The 16,301-nt window shown below is 59.5% G+C and carries 15 protein-coding genes; 6 read left to right on the forward strand and 9 right to left on the reverse strand.

From position 1 onward, the window contains the following. Positions 1 to 25 precede the first annotated feature (25 nt). From E2L05_RS00555 to E2L05_RS00575, 5 genes are read right to left on the reverse strand one after another with little or no spacing between them, the layout of a single operon-like run. Positions 26 to 1,084 carry a HesA/MoeB/ThiF family protein gene (locus E2L05_RS00555; protein ID WP_133340938.1) on the reverse strand — a complete coding sequence of 353 codons (1,059 nt, stop codon included), beginning with the start codon at positions 1,082 to 1,084 and terminating at the stop codon, positions 26 to 28. Beyond that, the gene (dut, locus tag E2L05_RS00560; RefSeq protein WP_133340939.1) at positions 1,084 to 1,554 is read right to left on the reverse strand and encodes a dUTP diphosphatase; all 471 of its coding nucleotides are present in this window, start codon (positions 1,552 to 1,554) and stop codon (positions 1,084 to 1,086) included. Before dut ends, E2L05_RS00555 begins: the two co-directional genes overlap by 1 nt. Next, positions 1,551 to 2,759 carry a bifunctional phosphopantothenoylcysteine decarboxylase/phosphopantothenate--cysteine ligase CoaBC gene (gene coaBC, locus E2L05_RS00565; RefSeq protein ID WP_133340940.1) on the reverse strand — a complete coding sequence of 403 codons (1,209 nt, stop codon included), beginning with the start codon at positions 2,757 to 2,759 and terminating at the stop codon, positions 1,551 to 1,553. Before coaBC ends, dut begins: the two co-directional genes overlap by 4 nt. 46 nt (positions 2,760 to 2,805) lie before the next feature. Continuing rightward, the gene (locus tag E2L05_RS00570) at positions 2,806 to 3,624 is read right to left on the reverse strand and encodes a ChaN family lipoprotein (protein WP_208016201.1); all 819 of its coding nucleotides are present in this window, start codon (positions 3,622 to 3,624) and stop codon (positions 2,806 to 2,808) included. A gap of 4 nt (positions 3,625 to 3,628) precedes the next feature. Beyond that, the gene (locus E2L05_RS00575) at positions 3,629 to 4,507 is read right to left on the reverse strand and encodes an RNA polymerase factor sigma-32 (RefSeq protein ID WP_133340941.1); all 879 of its coding nucleotides are present in this window, start codon (positions 4,505 to 4,507) and stop codon (positions 3,629 to 3,631) included. A gap of 89 nt (positions 4,508 to 4,596) precedes the next feature. On the opposite strand from E2L05_RS00575, the gene cobU reads away from it, so the two are divergent. The 3 genes from cobU to E2L05_RS00590 all read left to right on the forward strand — a co-directional run bounded on the left by cobU (position 4,597) and on the right by E2L05_RS00590 (position 7,288). Beyond that, positions 4,597 to 5,124, forward strand: coding sequence for a bifunctional adenosylcobinamide kinase/adenosylcobinamide-phosphate guanylyltransferase (cobU, locus tag E2L05_RS00580; RefSeq protein ID WP_133340942.1), 528 nt, complete (start codon positions 4,597 to 4,599; stop codon positions 5,122 to 5,124). After that, positions 5,121 to 5,699, forward strand: a complete 579-nt coding sequence (locus E2L05_RS00585) for a histidine phosphatase family protein (RefSeq protein WP_133340943.1) — start codon at positions 5,121 to 5,123, stop codon at positions 5,697 to 5,699. Before cobU ends, E2L05_RS00585 begins: the two co-directional genes overlap by 4 nt. 80 nt (positions 5,700 to 5,779) lie before the next feature. Continuing rightward, positions 5,780 to 7,288, forward strand: a complete 1,509-nt coding sequence (locus E2L05_RS00590; protein ID WP_133340944.1) for a YifB family Mg chelatase-like AAA ATPase — start codon at positions 5,780 to 5,782, stop codon at positions 7,286 to 7,288. On the opposite strand, the gene gshB is transcribed toward E2L05_RS00590, so the two are convergent. The 3 genes from gshB to rsmI form a co-directional block, all read right to left on the reverse strand. Next, entirely contained in the window at positions 7,285 to 8,232 is a 948-nt protein-coding gene (gene gshB, locus E2L05_RS00595; protein ID WP_394346525.1) for a glutathione synthase, read from the reverse strand. The genes E2L05_RS00590 and gshB overlap by 4 nt on opposite strands. A 71-nt stretch (positions 8,233 to 8,303) precedes the next feature. After that, positions 8,304 to 8,624, reverse strand: coding sequence for a YraN family protein (locus tag E2L05_RS00600; protein WP_341776719.1), 321 nt, complete (start codon positions 8,622 to 8,624; stop codon positions 8,304 to 8,306). 34 nt (positions 8,625 to 8,658) lie between these two features. Further along, positions 8,659 to 9,540: a 16S rRNA (cytidine(1402)-2'-O)-methyltransferase gene (gene rsmI, locus E2L05_RS00605; RefSeq protein WP_133341009.1), complete on the reverse strand. Its 882-nt coding sequence runs from the start codon at positions 9,538 to 9,540 to the stop codon at positions 8,659 to 8,661. A gap of 133 nt (positions 9,541 to 9,673) precedes the next feature. Here rsmI and E2L05_RS00610 point away from each other — a divergent pair, with 133 nt between their 5' ends. The 3 genes from E2L05_RS00610 to murJ all read left to right on the forward strand — a co-directional run bounded on the left by E2L05_RS00610 (position 9,674) and on the right by murJ (position 15,241). Beyond that, entirely contained in the window at positions 9,674 to 10,840 is a 1,167-nt protein-coding gene (locus tag E2L05_RS00610; protein ID WP_133340945.1) for a penicillin-binding protein activator, read from the forward strand. Between the two features lie 94 nt (positions 10,841 to 10,934). Further along, positions 10,935 to 13,685, forward strand: coding sequence for a [protein-PII] uridylyltransferase (locus E2L05_RS00615; RefSeq protein WP_243721822.1), 2,751 nt, complete (start codon positions 10,935 to 10,937; stop codon positions 13,683 to 13,685). Next, positions 13,682 to 15,241 carry a murein biosynthesis integral membrane protein MurJ gene (murJ, locus tag E2L05_RS00620; protein ID WP_133340946.1) on the forward strand — a complete coding sequence of 520 codons (1,560 nt, stop codon included), beginning with the start codon at positions 13,682 to 13,684 and terminating at the stop codon, positions 15,239 to 15,241. The genes E2L05_RS00615 and murJ overlap by 4 nt, the downstream gene beginning before the upstream one ends. Positions 15,242 to 15,541: 300 nt before the next feature. Here the strand turns inward: murJ and E2L05_RS00625 are convergent, their stop codons facing one another. Beyond that, the gene (locus E2L05_RS00625) at positions 15,542 to 16,246 is read right to left on the reverse strand and encodes a rhomboid family intramembrane serine protease (protein ID WP_133340947.1); all 705 of its coding nucleotides are present in this window, start codon (positions 16,244 to 16,246) and stop codon (positions 15,542 to 15,544) included. Between the last annotated feature and the right edge of the window lie 55 nt (positions 16,247 to 16,301).

Below are 16,301 nucleotides of genomic sequence, written 5' to 3' on the forward strand. Positions count from 1 at the left end.
CCTGTCATTTCGCCTGATATAGGTATCAAGATGCCTTGCCGCAAACGGCACACTCCGGACGCCGGGCAACGGCAATGCGGCGGCTCTCTCCTTCGAGCGCGTCATGTATCAGCAGCGTTCCGCGCAATGACGTCCCTGCCCCGACAATGATCTTCAACGCCTCGGCAGCCATCATCGACCCGACAATGCCCGGCAGTGGGCCGATGACACCGGCTTCGGCACAGCTTGGCGCAAGACCCGGCGCTGGCGGCTTGGGAAAGACACAAGCAAAACACGGCGCGCCATTTGCCGGGTCATAGACGCTGATCTGCCCCTCCCACTGGGCAATCGCGCCAGATACCAATGGAACACCCGCACCCACGCACGCTGCGTTGACCAAGTAGCGCGTTTCAAAATTGTCGGACCCGTCGAGAACAAGATCATATTCCGACATCAGATCAGCCGCGATCTCTTCGGTCAGGCGGCGATTATAGGGCCGCACGAATATGTTGGGGTTCAATGCCATCATCGCCTCGCGGGCCGAAAACACTTTCGGCCTCCCGATATCGGCATCACGGTGGATCACCTGACGTTGCAAGTTCGACGCCGACACAACGTCATCGTCAATTACACCAATCGTGCCAAAACCCGCGCCAGCCAGATATTGCAACACAGGCGCGCCCAGCCCACCTGCCCCAATCACCAACACTTTTGACCGTTTCAATGCGCGCTGCCCCGGTCCGCCAAGCTCACGCAGAATGATGTGGCGCGCATAGCGGTCCAATTCCGCGTCGTTCAGCGGGGCCTCCGGGTCAGGCGCATCCCGTGTTTGAGTTGTTTGGTTTTCGGGTCTCACCCGGGTCTTGAGACGCCGCAGGAGAATTGAATATCCAAACCCAACAGCCCCAAGAACACCCACGGCCAGCCACTCTCGCGCCGATCCGCCAAGTGTTTGCCGAAGCGGCGCATCTTGCGGCAGTGCAACAAGCAGACCAATCACCAGCACATACAAAATGCCGATGAGCAATATGCGCGCTTGTGGAGGGGTCTTCATCAGACGGCCAAGGCCCCATATCAGCGCCGCCAAGACAAGAAACAGAACCATTATGAAACCCCGGTCGACCCAAACCCACCATCGCCGCGTGCGGTCTTGTCCAACGCATCCGTCATCTTAAAGGCCGCCTGTATGACAGGGGCAACTATCATCTGGGCGATCCGGTCCCCGTGGGATATGGTGTAAGGCATGTCGCCTCCATTCTGGATGATCACACCAAGCGGACCGCGGTAATCGCTGTCGATCGTTCCGGGGCTGTTCGGCAATGTCAGCCCGTGCTTGAGCGCCAGACCAGACCGCGGCCGAAGCTGGACTTCAAAGCCCATAGGGATGGCCAACCGCAGCCCGGTTGGCACCAACGCGCGCTCACCAGAAGCAAGCGTAACGCCATCAACGCGTTGGTCTGGCGGAAAATTTGCACGTAGATCAGCTCCGGCTGCCCCCGCCGTTTCATAGGCTGGCAACGGCAGACCCCGGTCTGCGTCGTCAGTCCATGCAAGTTGAACAATCGGCGCAGTCATGCCAGAGCCTCTGCAATGCGGGCGGCGAGTTGACGGGCAACGTCAGTCTTTGACATGTTCGGCCACGCTTCTGTGCCCTGTTCGGTGATCAGCGTGACTGTGTTGTCAGGCCCCCCCATGATCCCGGTTTCCGGGGAAACGTCATTGGCCACAATCCAGTCACAGCCCTTTCGCGCCCGTTTGGCCGTCGCATGAGCCGTCACATTTTCCGTCTCAGCCGCAAAACCAACCACCAGATCCGGGCGCCCCTGTGTCATCTGCGCGACGGTCGCAAGAATGTCGGGATTTTCCGCAAATTGCAGAACTGGCAAGGTGCCGTCGGGCTTTTTCTTTATCTTCTGCTCTCGCGACTCGGCCAAACGCCAATCTGCGACTGCGGCGGCAAACACCGCCGCAGACGCTGGCAACGCAGTTTGCACTGCCGACAGCATTTCATTGGCTGTTTCGACCTGCACAATGCGAACACCTTGCGGTGGCGGGACGCGTGCCGGGCCCGTCACAAAGGTCACGTCGGCACCCAGAGCTGACAACGCCCGCGCCAATGCAGTGCCCTGCGCCCCCGAAGACCTGTTGGCGATGTAGCGAACCGGGTCTATGGGCTCATGAGTTGGCCCCGATGTGACGATGATATGCCGACCCTGCAACGGTCCTTCTTTCAATATCGTAGCCGTCGCGGTGACGATCTCTGACGGTTCCGCCATTCGGCCCGGGCCAAACTCGCCACAGGCCATCTCACCGCTGTTTGGGCCAACCATGGCAATGCCGTCAGCGTCCAAGGTTGCAATATTTCGTTTCGTTGACGGATGATCCCACATGCGCACGTTCATCGCCGGGGCGATCAAGACCCGCTTGTCGGTGGCCATCAAAAGCGTTGTAGCAAGATCATTGGCCAGCCCAGAGGCCATTTTCCCAATCAGATCCGCAGTGGCCGGAGCAACAACAACGATATCCGCTGACCGAGAAAGCTGGATATGACCCATTTCCGCCTCGGCCGTTAAATCGAACAGGTCCGTGTGAACGGCTGATCCAGCCAGCGCCGACACAGACAGAGGCGTCACAAATTCTGCGCCCGCACGCGTCAGTACCGGCACAATAGCAGCGCCTGCCTTTTGATACTGACGGATCAGATCCAGCGATTTATAGGCGGCAATACCCCCGCCAATGATCAACAGAATCCGTTTCCCCGCCAAGTTGGATAAACCCATGAGCCGCACCTCCGCACCGCCTGATTAGGCGGCAGCGCGCCGGAACTCAACCGTTCTGACCACCACCACCGGCGAACCCGGCGCAAGGGTCAGGTCGCGGCGCGGGTTGCGTCGCCAACCAAAGGTCAAAAGGCGGGTCCGACGGCAACTCTCCATGATCTTCCAACTGACCAACGGATAAAACGCGCAGTTGAGGAGCGGCTTTGCGCAACGCCGCAGGAATACCCCAATCATTGCGTGCATGGCCTGAGCCGGTGATAACTGCAACAGGGCCGCCCACATCCGCAATCGCTTGAAGAATGGTTCGTGCAAATGAAGCATCGCGTAATCGCTGTGCATTCACCATGCCCGCGAGCATTTCTGTCGGAAGGGCGTTGCAATGCGCTTCCAGTTGCATCTGTTCTCGGTCCGCCTGTTCTTGGCCGCCCAGCGCCTGATCTAATCCATAGCGACCTGCATCTGGTCCGAAAACGCTTGCAGGCCCAGTCTTGAAAGCTTCCGTCACATCCCCGCGCGGGACGGCCATACCATATATTTGAGCCAGACCAGCCGCATCGAAAACGGGAAGGTACATTGAGAAGGGCGGCCATCCCCCATCGACCCACTTTAACGCCAGTCCTAACGCCTCACCAACCCGCGTGCGACGATTCGCGATAGCTGCCTGTTCTGGACTGAGCATCTCGAAAACCACCGCGGCCGGTTCAATCGCGCGCAAAGCCAGTGCTTGGTTGAGGTGATGGCGAGGGTTGTCATGCACTTCGCCCAAGATAACAACGTCCACAGGTGGCAACAAGGTCAAGGCTTCTTCGGTTATTTGACGCGCGGCGGCCGGGACTGCAGCGGCCCAACAGATGAGGGCCGCCATAACTTTAAACAAGGAACGACTGAACCTCAGTTGACTGATTGGAAAGGCTTTTACGCATCTTGCCAAACGCAGCCGCTTCAAGCTGGCGCACACGCTCTTTCGAGAGACCAAGCTCTTTTCCCAAACTTTCCAGAGTGCGCGGCGCGTCCCGCAATTTACGTTCCCGAACAATGAAGCGCTCACGTTCATTCAACTCCTGCATGGCAGATACGAGCCACCCGCGCAGTGTATCCATATCGCGGTCGTGTTCCACGATGTGTTCCGCCTGCTGACCGTCGTCTTCCAGTGTTTCGATCCATTCGCGCCCTTCGTCTTCTGACGATTGGGTGGCATTCAACGAATAGTCCGATCCGGACAAGCGCCCTTCCATCATCTCTACATCGTGAAGCGGCACACCCACTTCGATAGAGATCATCTGACGAAGCTGATGCCTGTCGAGCCGTTCGCCCCGACCATCCGCCTCGCGTTCCAGCCGCGCCTGAACGCGTCGCATGTTGAAGAAAAGCGACTTTTGGCTGCTGGTCGATCCGGTCCGAACCATCGACCAGTTCCGCATGACGTAGTCTTGGATCGACGCTTTGATCCACCAAACTGCGTAGGTAGAAAATCGTACTCCGCGATCCGGGTCGAACTTGTCTGCGGCCTTCATCAACCCCAGCCCTGCTTCCTGAACCAGATCGTTCATGGGCGCACCATAACGCTTGAACTTGGCGGCCATCGAAATCGCGAGGCGCATGTAGGCCGTTATGAGCCTGTGCAACGCCTCTTCGTCGCGCTGATCGCGCCACGCATATGCCAAACGCAATTCCGTCTCCGCGTCCAAAATTTCGGCCTTCATCGCGCGACGCGTCAGTGATTGATCTGCGTATCCGTCCAATGCCATAGGTGCTGCTCCCGGTGTGAACAAATGACGTCATTTTGTCGTCCTTATGCCGAGAGTTACGGGCGTCCTTAAAAACCGGATCACAGATAATGAATAATTTTTTCTTACCTGCCTTGACCCTTGTGACCGGAGGTGCAGCGTCTGGGAAATCACGATTTGCGGAAAAACTTATAACTGACAGTGAATTGCCGCGCGTTTACATCGCCACCGCGCAGGCTTGGGATGACGAAATGCGCGAAAAAATCTCACAGCACCGTGATCGCAGAGATGGTTGGCGCGACGTTGAGGCCCCGCTGGATGTCGTCAGCGCACTCGCCACTGTCGGCCACGGCGAGGCTGCTCTTCTGGATTGTCTAACAATGTGGCTGACCAACCACCTCTTGGCCGAAAGCGACCTCGGCCGCGAAACACGCCGCTTATGCGATGCGCTTACCAAATGTGCCGGGCATGTCGTTGTTGTGACAAATGAAGTCGGGCAGGGAATCGTGCCAGATAACGCACTGTCCCGGCAGTTCCGCGAGGCGCAGGGTCGCTTGAACCAACACGTCGCCGCACAGGCGCAAGCAGTGACTGTCGTGATGTCAGGCCTACCCCTTACGCTGAAGGCTCCGGTATGACCGAGACGACGTTCTGGTGGGTGCGTCACGGCCCAACGCACGCAAAAACCATGATCGGCTGGACTGATTTACCGGCGGACCTGTCGGACCGGGCAGCAATCAAGCGGTTATCAGATTACCTTCCGGCAGACGCTCCCGTCATTTCGTCCCCCCTGAGCCGTGCTGTGAAAACCGCCGACGCGCTGCAAGATGGACGGGGTCGACTCACTCATGATCCTGACTTGCGCGAAATACACTTCGGACAGTGGGAAAATCGCACTTTTGCCGACATCGACGCATCCGAGCCTGCTTTGATCCGCGCATTTTGGGAAACCCCCGGCGCCGCGCGCGCGCCGGGCGGTGAGGGTTGGCACGATTTGTCAAAGCGCGTCTGCCGGGCGGCCGACCGGCTGTTGGGACATGCCCCAGAGGTCATAGTTGTGGCGCATCTCGGGGCCATCTTGACGCAAATCGAACGCGCGACCGGGATGACAACAACCGAGGTTTTCGGTCACAAAATCGACAACCTGTCAGTGACATGCGTGGTACATGGGCGATCGGGCTGGCGCGCAGAGACCATCAATCATTTGCCCTGAGTTCCACGCCCCATCGCGCATTAAGGAATCCTAAACCATATTTGGCACAGGCTGATCTGGGTAATTGGGGTTGAACTTGCATGATCGCGCGATCCTTCACGGTAGCGTTCGAAGGGCTCGAAGCGCGCATGGTCGAAGTGCAGTGCGCTGTTACGCCCGGCCTGCCTGCCTTTTCAATTGTCGGGCTGCCGGACAAGGCCGTCTCAGAAGCGCGCGACCGGGTGCGCACCGCCCTTGGGGCCATGTCGATCGCGCTGCCATCGAAGCGGATAACAATAAACCTTTCCCCCGCTGATCTTCCCAAAGTTGGGGCGCACTTCGATCTCCCGATCGCTTTGGCTTTGATGGCCGCTTTGGAAATCCTGCCTGCCGAGGAAATCGCAGACACCGTCGCGCTCGGGGAACTGTCTCTGGACGGAGTGCTGCACCCGGTCATCGGCGCACTTCCTGCGGCTTTGTCTGCCGCAGCAGAGGGTCGTGCACTGCTGTGCCCGCGTGCTTGCGGGCGCGAAGCGGCTTGGGTGGGGGCGGCCCGCGTGCTGGCTGCCAATTCTCTGGCAGAGGTCGTGCGCCATTTCACCGGGCAAACCCTGCTTGCCGATGCGCAACCAGGCGAAGTTCACGTTGCGGAAGACAGCGGCGATTTGCTCGACGTGAAAGGGCAGGAACGCGCCAAGCGCGCAATGGAAATTGCAGCTGCAGGTCGTCATCACCTGCTTATGACCGGGCCACCGGGATCAGGCAAAAGCATGCTAGCGGCGCGTTTGCCTGGCCTTTTGCCCCCGCTCAGCGCTTCAGAGGCGCTGGAAACATCAATGGTGCATTCTTTAGCAGGGCTATTGGACGAAGGGGGGATTTCGCGCGTACGCCCTTTTCGACGCCCACACCATACGGCATCTGTGCCGTCTATCATTGGGGGCGGAAAAGGGGCGAAACCCGGCGAAGTGAGCCTTGCCCATAACGGTGTACTATTCCTGGACGAACTGCCGGAGTTTCCACGAAGCGTTTTGGAAACTCTTCGCCAGCCAATTGAAACCGGCGACATCGTTGTGTCGCGCGCAAACGCCCATTGTCGATATCCCGCCCGGTTCTTGCTGGTTGCGGCAGCCAACCCCTGTCGCTGCGGGTACATGGCCGACCCGAACCAGGCATGCGCGCGGGCCCCCAAATGCGGGGCTGATTATATCGGCCGCATTTCCGGCCCGTTGATGGACCGGTTCGACATCCGCATCGATGTGCCAGCCGTCGCGTTCCACGATCTCGACCTACCGGCGTCGGGCGAGACAAGTGCGCAAGTGGGCGCCCGCGTGGCCCAAGCGCGCGCCGTGCAGTCCAAGCGTTTTGAAGGCATGCCCGGGCTTCGTGTCAATGCCGATGCCGAGGGCGAAACGCTCGAACAGATCGCCGCGCCCGATAGCGACGGGCGGGTCTTGTTGACACGCGCCGCCGACAAGTTCGGGCTAACCGCGCGCGGTTATCACCGGGTGCTGCGCGTAGCCCGCACTATTGCTGACCTCGACGGCGCCGACGCGGTGGAGCGCATCCACATCGCGGAGGCGCTCGGGTACCGGCTGACCCATACGGGTTAGTGACCCGACGCGGCGCGCTTGGCCTCGATCACCTCCCAGATTCGGGCAGTGACATTCGTCCCATCGAAACGCTCCATCTCTTGCAATCCTGTGGGCGAGGTCACGTTTATTTCGGTCAAACGGTCACCGATCACATCAATACCGACAAAGACCTGACCGTTTTCACGCAGTGTCGGACCGATTGCCGCGCAAATCTCGCGATCCCGCTCGGTAAGCTCGACCTTTTCGGCACGTCCGCCCACATGCATGTTCGACCTCGTTTCACCCGACTGCGGCACACGGTTGATCGCGCCAACTGGTTCGCCATCGACGAGGATCACCCGCTTGTCGCCCTGCGTAATCGCAGGAAGATACTCTTGCGCGATGATTGGTTCGCGGTTCATGGCCGAAAAGGTCTCGAACAGCGAATTCAGATTCCGGTCATCAGGTCCAAGGCGGAACACGCCCGCGCCGCCGTTGCCGTACAGCGGCTTGACGATGATATCACCATGCTCCTGCTTGAATGCCTTCAGTGCGTCCAGATCACGCGTGATCAGCGTCGCCGGGATCAAATCAGGAAACTTCAAGACCAGCAGTTTTTCAGGGAAGTTGCGCACCCAGAACGGGTCGTTCACCACGAGGGTCTTAGGATGCACGAGATCAAGAAGATGCGTGTACGTGATATACCCCATGTCGAACGGCGGGTCTTGACGGAGCCAGACAACATCAAAGTCGGTCAGATCGTGCGTTTCTTCCGGGCCCAGGGTGACATGGTTGCCAACCTCACGGCGCAGCGTGAAAGGCTGGCCCGTGACGCGCACGGTTCCATGCTCAAACCTAAGCCGATCCGGCAGATAGAAAAACAAGTCGTGCCCCCGGGCTTGCGCTTCTTCGGCCAAGCGAAAGGTGCTGTCTGCGTTGATATCGACTGTCTGGATCGGATCCATTTGAAACGCGATGCGCATGCGGATGCCCTCGTGATGCCTCGTTTGACGCCCTGCATGGCGCAAACGGCGGGGCACTTCAATCTGCCCAATCAGGCCAGCGCGTTCTCAATTACGTCAACACGGCCCAAATCATCGACCAGAGCAACGTCGAAACGGCATTCAGTCAAGGAACTGCCCCCCACAGAGCCAAGGTATTCTTCGGCCGCCTGCCACAGACGCATCACCTGCCTTGGACCAAGGCGCGCGGCTGCACTTGTGAAACTAGCGGATTTCTTTACTTCGACAAAAACTGCCGCGTCCCCATCGGCGAAAATCAAATCAATCTCACCGCCCTGCCCGCGCCACCGACTTTCCCTGAGTTTGCACCCCAGCCCTTCATAGTGGCGGGCAACGATGTCTTCAGCGGACATGCCCGCGCAATGGGCCATCCGGCCGCGATGCACCTTAGTCGCCGCCTGGCCCGGCCTCACGGTTTTTTCCGCGCAAAAGCGCCATTTGATAGACTTGCTTTCGTGGCACCCCGAAAGCTTCGGCTATCTGCGCAGCCGCGTCTTTCACGCTGTGTGTTTCCAGCGCTGTATCGAGCGCTGCCGAAAGCGTACCTTCCGAAACTTCGCGCACTCCCGGCGGCCCAACCACAATGACGCATTCGCCCTTGAGGGTTCTGTCGGAGAGCGCGTGCGAAAGCTCCGCCAACGGCGCGCGCAGGATCTCTTCGAAGCGTTTGGTCAATTCCCGGCACAGCGCAGCCTCCCTGTCTGGGCCCAAGACTGTCACGAGATCTGCTAACAATGCCTGAACTCTGCGCGGCGATTCGTACAAAACCAGCGTTGCCGGGGTTTCGGCGAAGGCCGCGATAGCCTTTTGACGCGCCGCAGATTTCGGCGGCGCAAACCCGAGAAAAGCGAATTTATCGGTTGGCAAACCGGCCAAGGTCAGCGCCGCGATGGCCGCCGACGGTCCGGGCGCAGACGTCACCAAACCGCCTTTTTCCGACACCGCACGCGCCAGATCAAAGCCGGGGTCAGACACCATCGGCGTTCCCGCCTCGGATGCATATGCGACGCTCCGCCCTGCCGCGACCTCGGCCGCGATACTGCCGCGCGCGCCTGCATCGCTGTGATCGTGATAAGCCCAGACCGGGCGCTCGCCGAGGGGCACGCCATGAATCGCCAAGAGTTTCTTCAGACTTCTTGTGTCTTCTGCCACCAGAATATCCGCGGATGCCAGAATATCGAGAGCGCGCAAAGTGATGTCCCGCGCCGTGCCGATAGGTGTGGCAACAATGTAAAGCCCGGGTTGAAGCGGAACGATCTGGTAATTCAAGGTTGGCCCCGCTTGCAGAGATGCGTAGGGTCTGCGTAGTGGAGCGGGGGAGTTCCCGCAAGACCGCGCCCTGCGCGGCATGGGTATGGATGGCACGTCTTCAGGAGTGCCAAGGCGACGGAAAAGGGCAGTCATGGCAAGCACCACGCGCAAAATCGGCCGCAGAGCAATGATCCGGTCCCTCGGGGCTTTCACCGCAGTAAGTGCACTCGCCGCTTGCGATCCCGGCGCGCTTGGCAATGTCGGCGGTGGCAGCGGGTCGGTGCAAGTCGCACTCTTGGTACCCTCCAGCGCAGGCGACGGGAATGTGCAATTCCTGGCACAGAACCTAGTGAACGCAGCCAAACTCGCGGTTGCCGATTTGGAAGGCGTCAGCGTCGATTTAAAGATTTACGACACCGCAGGCAGCCCGGAACGCGCAGGGCAAGTTGCGGCACAAGCCGTTGCCGAGGGCGCCGACGTAATCGCCGGGCCGCTTTTCGCCGGTGCCGCCAATGCCGCAGGACTGGCCGCAGCCCCCAAGGGCATTCCGGTGTTGAGTTTTTCAAACAATCCAACCATCGCAGGCGGCAATGTCTTTGTGATGGGCCCGACGTTTGAAAACACCGCGCGGCGGATCTTGGGCTATGCGCGTCAGCAGGGTAAATCCAATGTGCTGATTTTCTACGGCGAAACCGAAGCTGAACGTTTGGGCCGCGACGCCATCATGCGCGCTGCGCAGGATTACGGCATGTCGATTGCCGGAACGACGGGCTTTGCCATGTCACAAGAAGGCGTGGTTGCCGCAGTCCCGAGTGTCGCTCAACAGGCGCGTTCAACAGGCGCAGACTTGTTGTTCCTGACCTCGAATACGGACACGGCCCTTCCCATTGTCGCCCAGCTTTTGCCCGAGAACGGTTTGCCACCGGAGCAGATCCAATATGCAGGCCTGACGCGCTGGGACGTTCCCGCGTCTGCGTTGTCTTTGCCCGGCGTTCAGGGCGGATGGTTTGCGCTTCCCGATACAACGGCCGTCAACAGCTTCGGATCGCGTTATAGCGCAGCCTATGGACAAGCCCCGCACAGCATTGCGGGCTTGGGGTATGACGCGATTGCCGCAATTGGTGCCCTTGTTGGGTCTGGTCAGAAAATCACGCCCGCCAATCTGACGCAGGGGCGTGGCTTCGCTGGGGCCAGCGGGGCATTTCGTTTTCTCGCCAACGGCAGTAACCAGCGGGCCTTGTCCATCGGGACCATTGAGAACAAATCGCTGCGGATCATTGACGCGGCCCCAAGCAGTTTTGGCAGCGCCGGATCATAACCTGGCGCGGCCTCGTCCAGCAGGAGTGTAGATACGCTTGACCGAGCTTTACCTGCCCGAAAACGCAAGGGCACTCACGGACGGTGCCGGCGCATTGGCACCCGACCTTATCCGTCCCGCCGAAGATATTTTCGATTTTCCTGCGGTGATTGCAGACCTTGATCAAACTGCACGTGAGACCACGGAAGCAAAAGCGCTTCGGGCGGCGACCGTCGCGTGCCTGTCGGTGCATCGCAAAGCGGGGATGGCAACCATTGCCCGCGGCATTGCCGAGCATCCGTTTGAAGCCAAGCCCGCTGTGCATGCCTATGCCTATCTGACCGATTGCCTGGTCCGCGCGTGTTTTCACGTCGCGATACAACACCTGCACCCCGCACGTTCTGCCGGTACGGCAGAGCAAATTTCCGTTGTGGCGGTCGGCGGCTATGGCCGTGCCGAGATGTCGCCGCAATCCGATGTAGATCTGCTGTTTCTCACCCCTTGGAAAATAACCCCTTGGGCTGAAAGCGTGATTGAATCCATGCTATACATGCTGTGGGATTTGCGCCTGAAAGTTGGCCATGCGAGCCGCACAGTGAATGACTGTCTTCGCCTCGGCCGGGAAGATTATACAATTCGCACCGCGCTAGTGGAAAAGCGCTACCTCGATGGTAATGCCGCGCTGGCAGAGGATCTTCGCACCCGCCTTCGTGATGAACTGTTCAAAAATACCGCCGCCGATTTTATCGAAGCGAAACTAGAAGAACGCGCCACCAGGCACCGAAAGCAGGGCGGCCAACGCTATGTGGTGGAACCGAATATCAAAGAAGGCAAAGGCGGCCTGCGCGATCTGCAAACCCTGTTCTGGATTGCCAAATACGTTCATTCGGTTGATGATCCGGCTGATCTGGTGAACCTCGGCGTCTTCCGGGCCGAAGAGTACCGCTACTTCGAGCGGGCGCAGAACTTTCTTTGGGCTGCACGCAATCAACTGCATCTGGTGACCGGGCGGGCCATGGACCAGTTGACCTTTGATCTACAGGTCGAAGTGGCCGAAAGGCTAGGCTATGTGGACCGGGCCGGCCGCCGCGCGGTCGAGCACTTCATGCAAGACTACTTCCGTCACGCGACCCGAGTGGGCGATTTGACCCGTGTCTTTTTGACGTCGTTGGAAGCCACTCACATCAAACGCATGCCCACATTGCGCGGCCTTTTCACCCGCCGCAAGAAGGTCAGGCAGGGCTTTGAAGTCGTACAAAACCGCTTGTCCGTGCAAAACGAAACCGAATTTCTCGCAGATAAGCTGAACATCTTGCGACTGTTCGACGAAGCCCTGCGCACGGGATATCCGTTGCATCCAGATGCCACACGGATGATCGTCGCAAACCTGAACCTGATCGACGACACGATGCGCCGAGATCCAGAGGCGAACAAGATTTTCCTCAATCTTCTTCTGAAGCACCGGGAACCTTCACGCGCGTTGCACAGGATGAAGGAAACAGGGGTGCTTGGGGCATTTCTGCCGGAATTTCAGCCCATCGTGGCGATGATGCAGTTCAACATGTACCATCACTACACCGTGGATGAGCACACGATTGTCTGTATGAACGTGCTCGAACGGATTGAACGCGGTGAACTTGTCGAAGAGTTGCCCCTGTCCTCGCGGATCATGAAAGCCGGGGTCAATCGGCGGGTGCTGTATCTGGCCTTGCTCTTGCACGATATCGGCAAAGGACGACCCGAGGATCATTCGGTTCTGGGCGCGCGCATTGCACGGCGCATCGCACCACGGCTGGGGCTGAAACCGCAGGAATGCTCGACCGTTGAATGGCTTGTGCGGCACCATCTGCTCATGTCTGACATGGCCCAGAAACGCGACGTTGCCGACCCCCGCACGGTGCGGGATTTTGCCAAAGCCGTCAAAACGCAAAAGCGGCTCGACCTTCTGCTTGTGCTGACGTCTTGCGACATCATGGGCGTGGGCCCCGGCGTGTGGAACAACTGGAAAGCGATGCTGTTGCGCAACCTGTATCGTCAAACCAGCGAAGCACTGTCGAACGGGCTTGAGGACGTGAACCGTGAAGCCCGCGAAAGCGAAGCCAAGCGCCACCTCCGCGAGGCGTTGGAAACTTGGGACAAGGCCGCCTTGCGTCAAGAACTGTCGCGTCACTACGGCCCCTATTGGCAAGGCCTTCAAACCGAAACGCAGGTGGTTTTTGCCGGATTACTTGTTGATCTCGAAGACGACGAGATCCGCGTAGATCTGAAAGAAGACACCGATCGCGATGCGACACGTGTCTGTTTTGCGATGGCCGATCACCCGGGCATTTTCGCACGGCTCGCGGGATCGCTGGCTTTGGTCGGTGCGAACGTCGTCGATGCGCGAACTTACACGACAAAAGATGGGTATGCGACGGCCGTCTTCTGGGTTCAGGATGCGGACGGCGCCCCCTACGACTCGCACCGTATGGACCGCCTGAAAGCAATGATCCGCAAGACCTTGCACGGCGAAGTCGTGACAGGCGACGCAATGGTCCAGCGCGACAAAATCAAGAAACGTGAACGCGCCTTCCGCCATCCGACGACGATCGATTTCGACAACGAAGGATCGGATATCTACACCATTATCGAGGTGGATACCCGCGACCGTACCGGGCTGATCTATGATCTTGCGCGGACGTTGGCGGCAAGCAATATCTATATTGCGTCGGCGCAGATCGCGACCTACGGCGCACAAGCCGTCGACACGTTCTACGTCAAGGACATGTTTGGTCTCAAGATCATGGGTAAAGGCAAACTTGACACTCTGGATCGCAAGCTGAGGGACGCTATCGAACGCGGGGCGAACAAGGCCGCCGAACAATGAAGCCGATCAGATTGCTGTCTGGCCTGCTGACCGTGGGCGGTTGGACAATGGCCAGCCGTATCCTTGGGTTCGTGCGGGACGCAATGATTGTCGCTCTGCTGGGCACTGGGCCCGCCTACTCCGCCTTCATCGTCGCGTTTTCGCTGCCAAACATGTTCCGCCGCTTCTTTGCCGAAGGCGCGTTCAACATGGCCTTCGTGCCGTTGTTCTCGAAGCGGCTGGAGCAAGACGACCGACCACGAGAATTCGCGCAAGAGGCGTTCTCGGCTTTGGCTGCGCTGCTCACTGTGCTGACGATTGTCGCCAGTATAGCCATGCCCCTGCTGGTGACGGCGATGGCCAGCGGCTTTGTGGGCGGGCCGGAATTTGACTTGTCGGTCGCCTTCGGTCGCATCGCCTTTCCCTACATCCTGTTCGTGTCTCTGGCGGCAATGCTATCCGGGGTTCTGAATGCTTCGGGCCGATTTGCGGCAGCTGCCGCCGCACCGGTGCTTCTGAACGTGGTGTTCATTGGCATGATGGCAGGTGCACTATGGCTGGGCGGTGATGTGGCTCGTGCATTGATTTGGGCCGTTCCAATTGGCGGCGTCCTGCAATTGGCCCTGCTCTGGCGCGCAGCAGACCGCGCAGGGTTCACAATGCGGCTGAGCATGCCGCGCCTGACGCCGGACATCCGAACCCTTGCTGTCGTTGCGGCCCCCGCCGCGCTGGCGTCGGGCGTTATCCAGATCAACTTGCTGGTCGGTCGACAAGTCGCCAGCTATTTCGACCGGGCCATCGACTGGATGTACACCGCTGACCGTCTGTACCAATTGCCGCTTGGCGTCGTTGGCATCGCTGTCGGCGTCGTATTACTGCCAGATCTGTCGCGCAGACTGGCAGCAGGAGACGGTGCAGGCGGCCGGGCGGCCCTAAGCCGGGCCGGCGAAATTTCACTGGCCCTGACTTTACCGGCGGCGGTGGCCCTTTTGGTGATCCCCGAAGCGTTGGTTTCGGTTCTTTTCGAAAGAGGGCGGTTCACCCCGGAAGATACACAAGCCACGGCATTGGCCGCTGCGATTTATGGCGCAGGCCTGCCCGCTTTTGTGCTACAAAAGGTTCTTCAGCCCCTCTATTTCGCCCGCTCAGATACGCGCACGCCATTCCGATTTGCGCTTTGGGCGATGGTCATCAATGCGGCTTGCGCGCTTGGCCTCGCCCCGTTCATCGGGTGGCCCGCAGCTGCGCTGGCCACGACACTGGCCGGCTGGGCCATGGTGATTTTGCTGTGGCGCGGCGCACGGGCGATGGGCGACGTGGCCACATTCGACGACCGTTTCTTTCGCCGCGTACCGCGGATCGCGCTGGCTGCCGCTTCGATGGGGGCGGCGTTATGGGGCGGCGAGGCGTTTCTGGGCAACGCGTTGCACACACCCGGCTTACGCTATGGTGCGCTTGCCGTTTTGGTCGGCGGCGGCGGCGCGGTCTTTTTCGCAGCCGCCCATCTGCTGGGCGGGCTGCCCCTTTCAGATCTCAAGGCGGCGTTCCGGCGTCCCCGAAATGGCGCCGCCGGGTGACGCCGCGGGCGTGTTACCGCCCCTTTTTTGCGCTGGTCGGCCCTGTCGGGATCTTGCCCGCAACACCCGGTGGCACCGCCGGTGCTTTTGGCTTGGCAGTTTTCGGTTTCTTGACTTCGCGGTTTCCGCGTTGCTTGTCGCCCTTGCTCATATTCACGCCTTTCAGACAGGAGCTCCCGCAGGGCTAATGCCCAACAGGTCGGGAGAAGCGCCCACAGAGAGCGCGCCGGAAGCAGACTCGCATCACCCCGGCTGATCAGCGTTGCGCTTGTTCGGGCAGCCTTGCAAGAGCAATATGGATCAACGGTTCCGCAAGACGTCGCGCAAACGCGCCCAACCGCCGGGGACAAGCAAAAAGCACAGCGCAAATCCAACGGCGAACCCCGACAAATCGGCCAGCCAGTCGTTGCGCGAGCCAAACAGCAGCCCGAACAGCAGTTGCACCCCCAGCAGCATCCCGATCAACCGAAAGGCCATGACCTGGCTTTGCTGCAGCAACCGCGCCTGAACCCAACTCAGGAAGGTATACCCCCCAATGAGCCCGTAGACGCCCGGATACCCGCCAACCAACGGGAACTGATCGTTCAAGAGCAGCCCATACACCAGCGCCCCGCCAATGGACGACCCGAAGAAGATGGTCACCACGGCAAGATCGCCCAGTGCTTCGCCAACCATCTTGCCCATGGCCAAAACGAAGACGCAGACAAACAGCGCATGGGTGAAGCTGAAATGCAGCAGCGGATACGTCACGAACCGCACCAAAAGGTCCAACGGGAATTGACCGTTGGCCAACATCCATTTCAAAGCGTCGCCATAAAACCCGTAATCGCGGATTGCGCCTGCCCGCAGACCAATTCCAGATGCACCGCCCAGTATGCCGCGATCCGCAAGGTTGAACAGCAATTCGACCCCCACGATGACAACAGCAAGCGCGATCACCGATTTGGGCAACGGATTGACCGGCCCTTGCGGCGGGTTCGGGCGGATTGGCTGTGGTGTTGGCATGAGGCTCCCCTGATTGACGGCACCCAAGGCCCCGGTTAAGCGAACTGGGCCAGAA

The sequence above is a fragment of the Meridianimarinicoccus aquatilis genome (genome assembly GCF_004358675.1).
Taxonomy (GTDB): Bacteria; Pseudomonadota; Alphaproteobacteria; order Rhodobacterales; family Rhodobacteraceae; genus Meridianimarinicoccus; species Meridianimarinicoccus aquatilis.

Bases quoted from the DNA above. Each gene is read 5' to 3' on its own strand.
- E2L05_RS00555 (WP_133340938.1), bottom strand. From the start codon at position 1,084: ATGGTTCTGTTTCTTGTCTTGGCGGCGCTGATATGGGGCCTTGGCCGT.
- dut (WP_133340939.1), bottom strand. From the start codon at position 1,554: ATGACTGCGCCGATTGTTCAACTTGCATGGACTGACGACGCAGACCGG.
- coaBC (WP_133340940.1), bottom strand. From the start codon at position 2,759: ATGGGTTTATCCAACTTGGCGGGGAAACGGATTCTGTTGATCATTGGC.
- E2L05_RS00570 (WP_208016201.1), bottom strand. From the start codon at position 3,624: ATGGCGGCCCTCATCTGTTGGGCCGCTGCAGTCCCGGCCGCCGCGCGT.
- E2L05_RS00575 (WP_133340941.1), bottom strand. From the start codon at position 4,507: ATGGCATTGGACGGATACGCAGATCAATCACTGACGCGTCGCGCGATG.
- cobU (WP_133340942.1), top strand. From the start codon at position 4,597: ATGAATAATTTTTTCTTACCTGCCTTGACCCTTGTGACCGGAGGTGCA.
- E2L05_RS00585 (WP_133340943.1), top strand. From the start codon at position 5,121: ATGACCGAGACGACGTTCTGGTGGGTGCGTCACGGCCCAACGCACGCA.
- E2L05_RS00590 (WP_133340944.1), top strand. From the start codon at position 5,780: ATGATCGCGCGATCCTTCACGGTAGCGTTCGAAGGGCTCGAAGCGCGC.
- gshB (WP_394346525.1), bottom strand. From the start codon at position 8,232: ATGCGCATCGCGTTTCAAATGGATCCGATCCAGACAGTCGATATCAAC.
- E2L05_RS00600 (WP_341776719.1), bottom strand. From the start codon at position 8,624: ATGTCCGCTGAAGACATCGTTGCCCGCCACTATGAAGGGCTGGGGTGC.
- E2L05_RS00610 (WP_133340945.1), top strand. From the start codon at position 9,674: ATGGCAAGCACCACGCGCAAAATCGGCCGCAGAGCAATGATCCGGTCC.
- murJ (WP_133340946.1), top strand. From the start codon at position 13,682: ATGAAGCCGATCAGATTGCTGTCTGGCCTGCTGACCGTGGGCGGTTGG.
- E2L05_RS00625 (WP_133340947.1), bottom strand. From the start codon at position 16,246: ATGCCAACACCACAGCCAATCCGCCCGAACCCGCCGCAAGGGCCGGTC.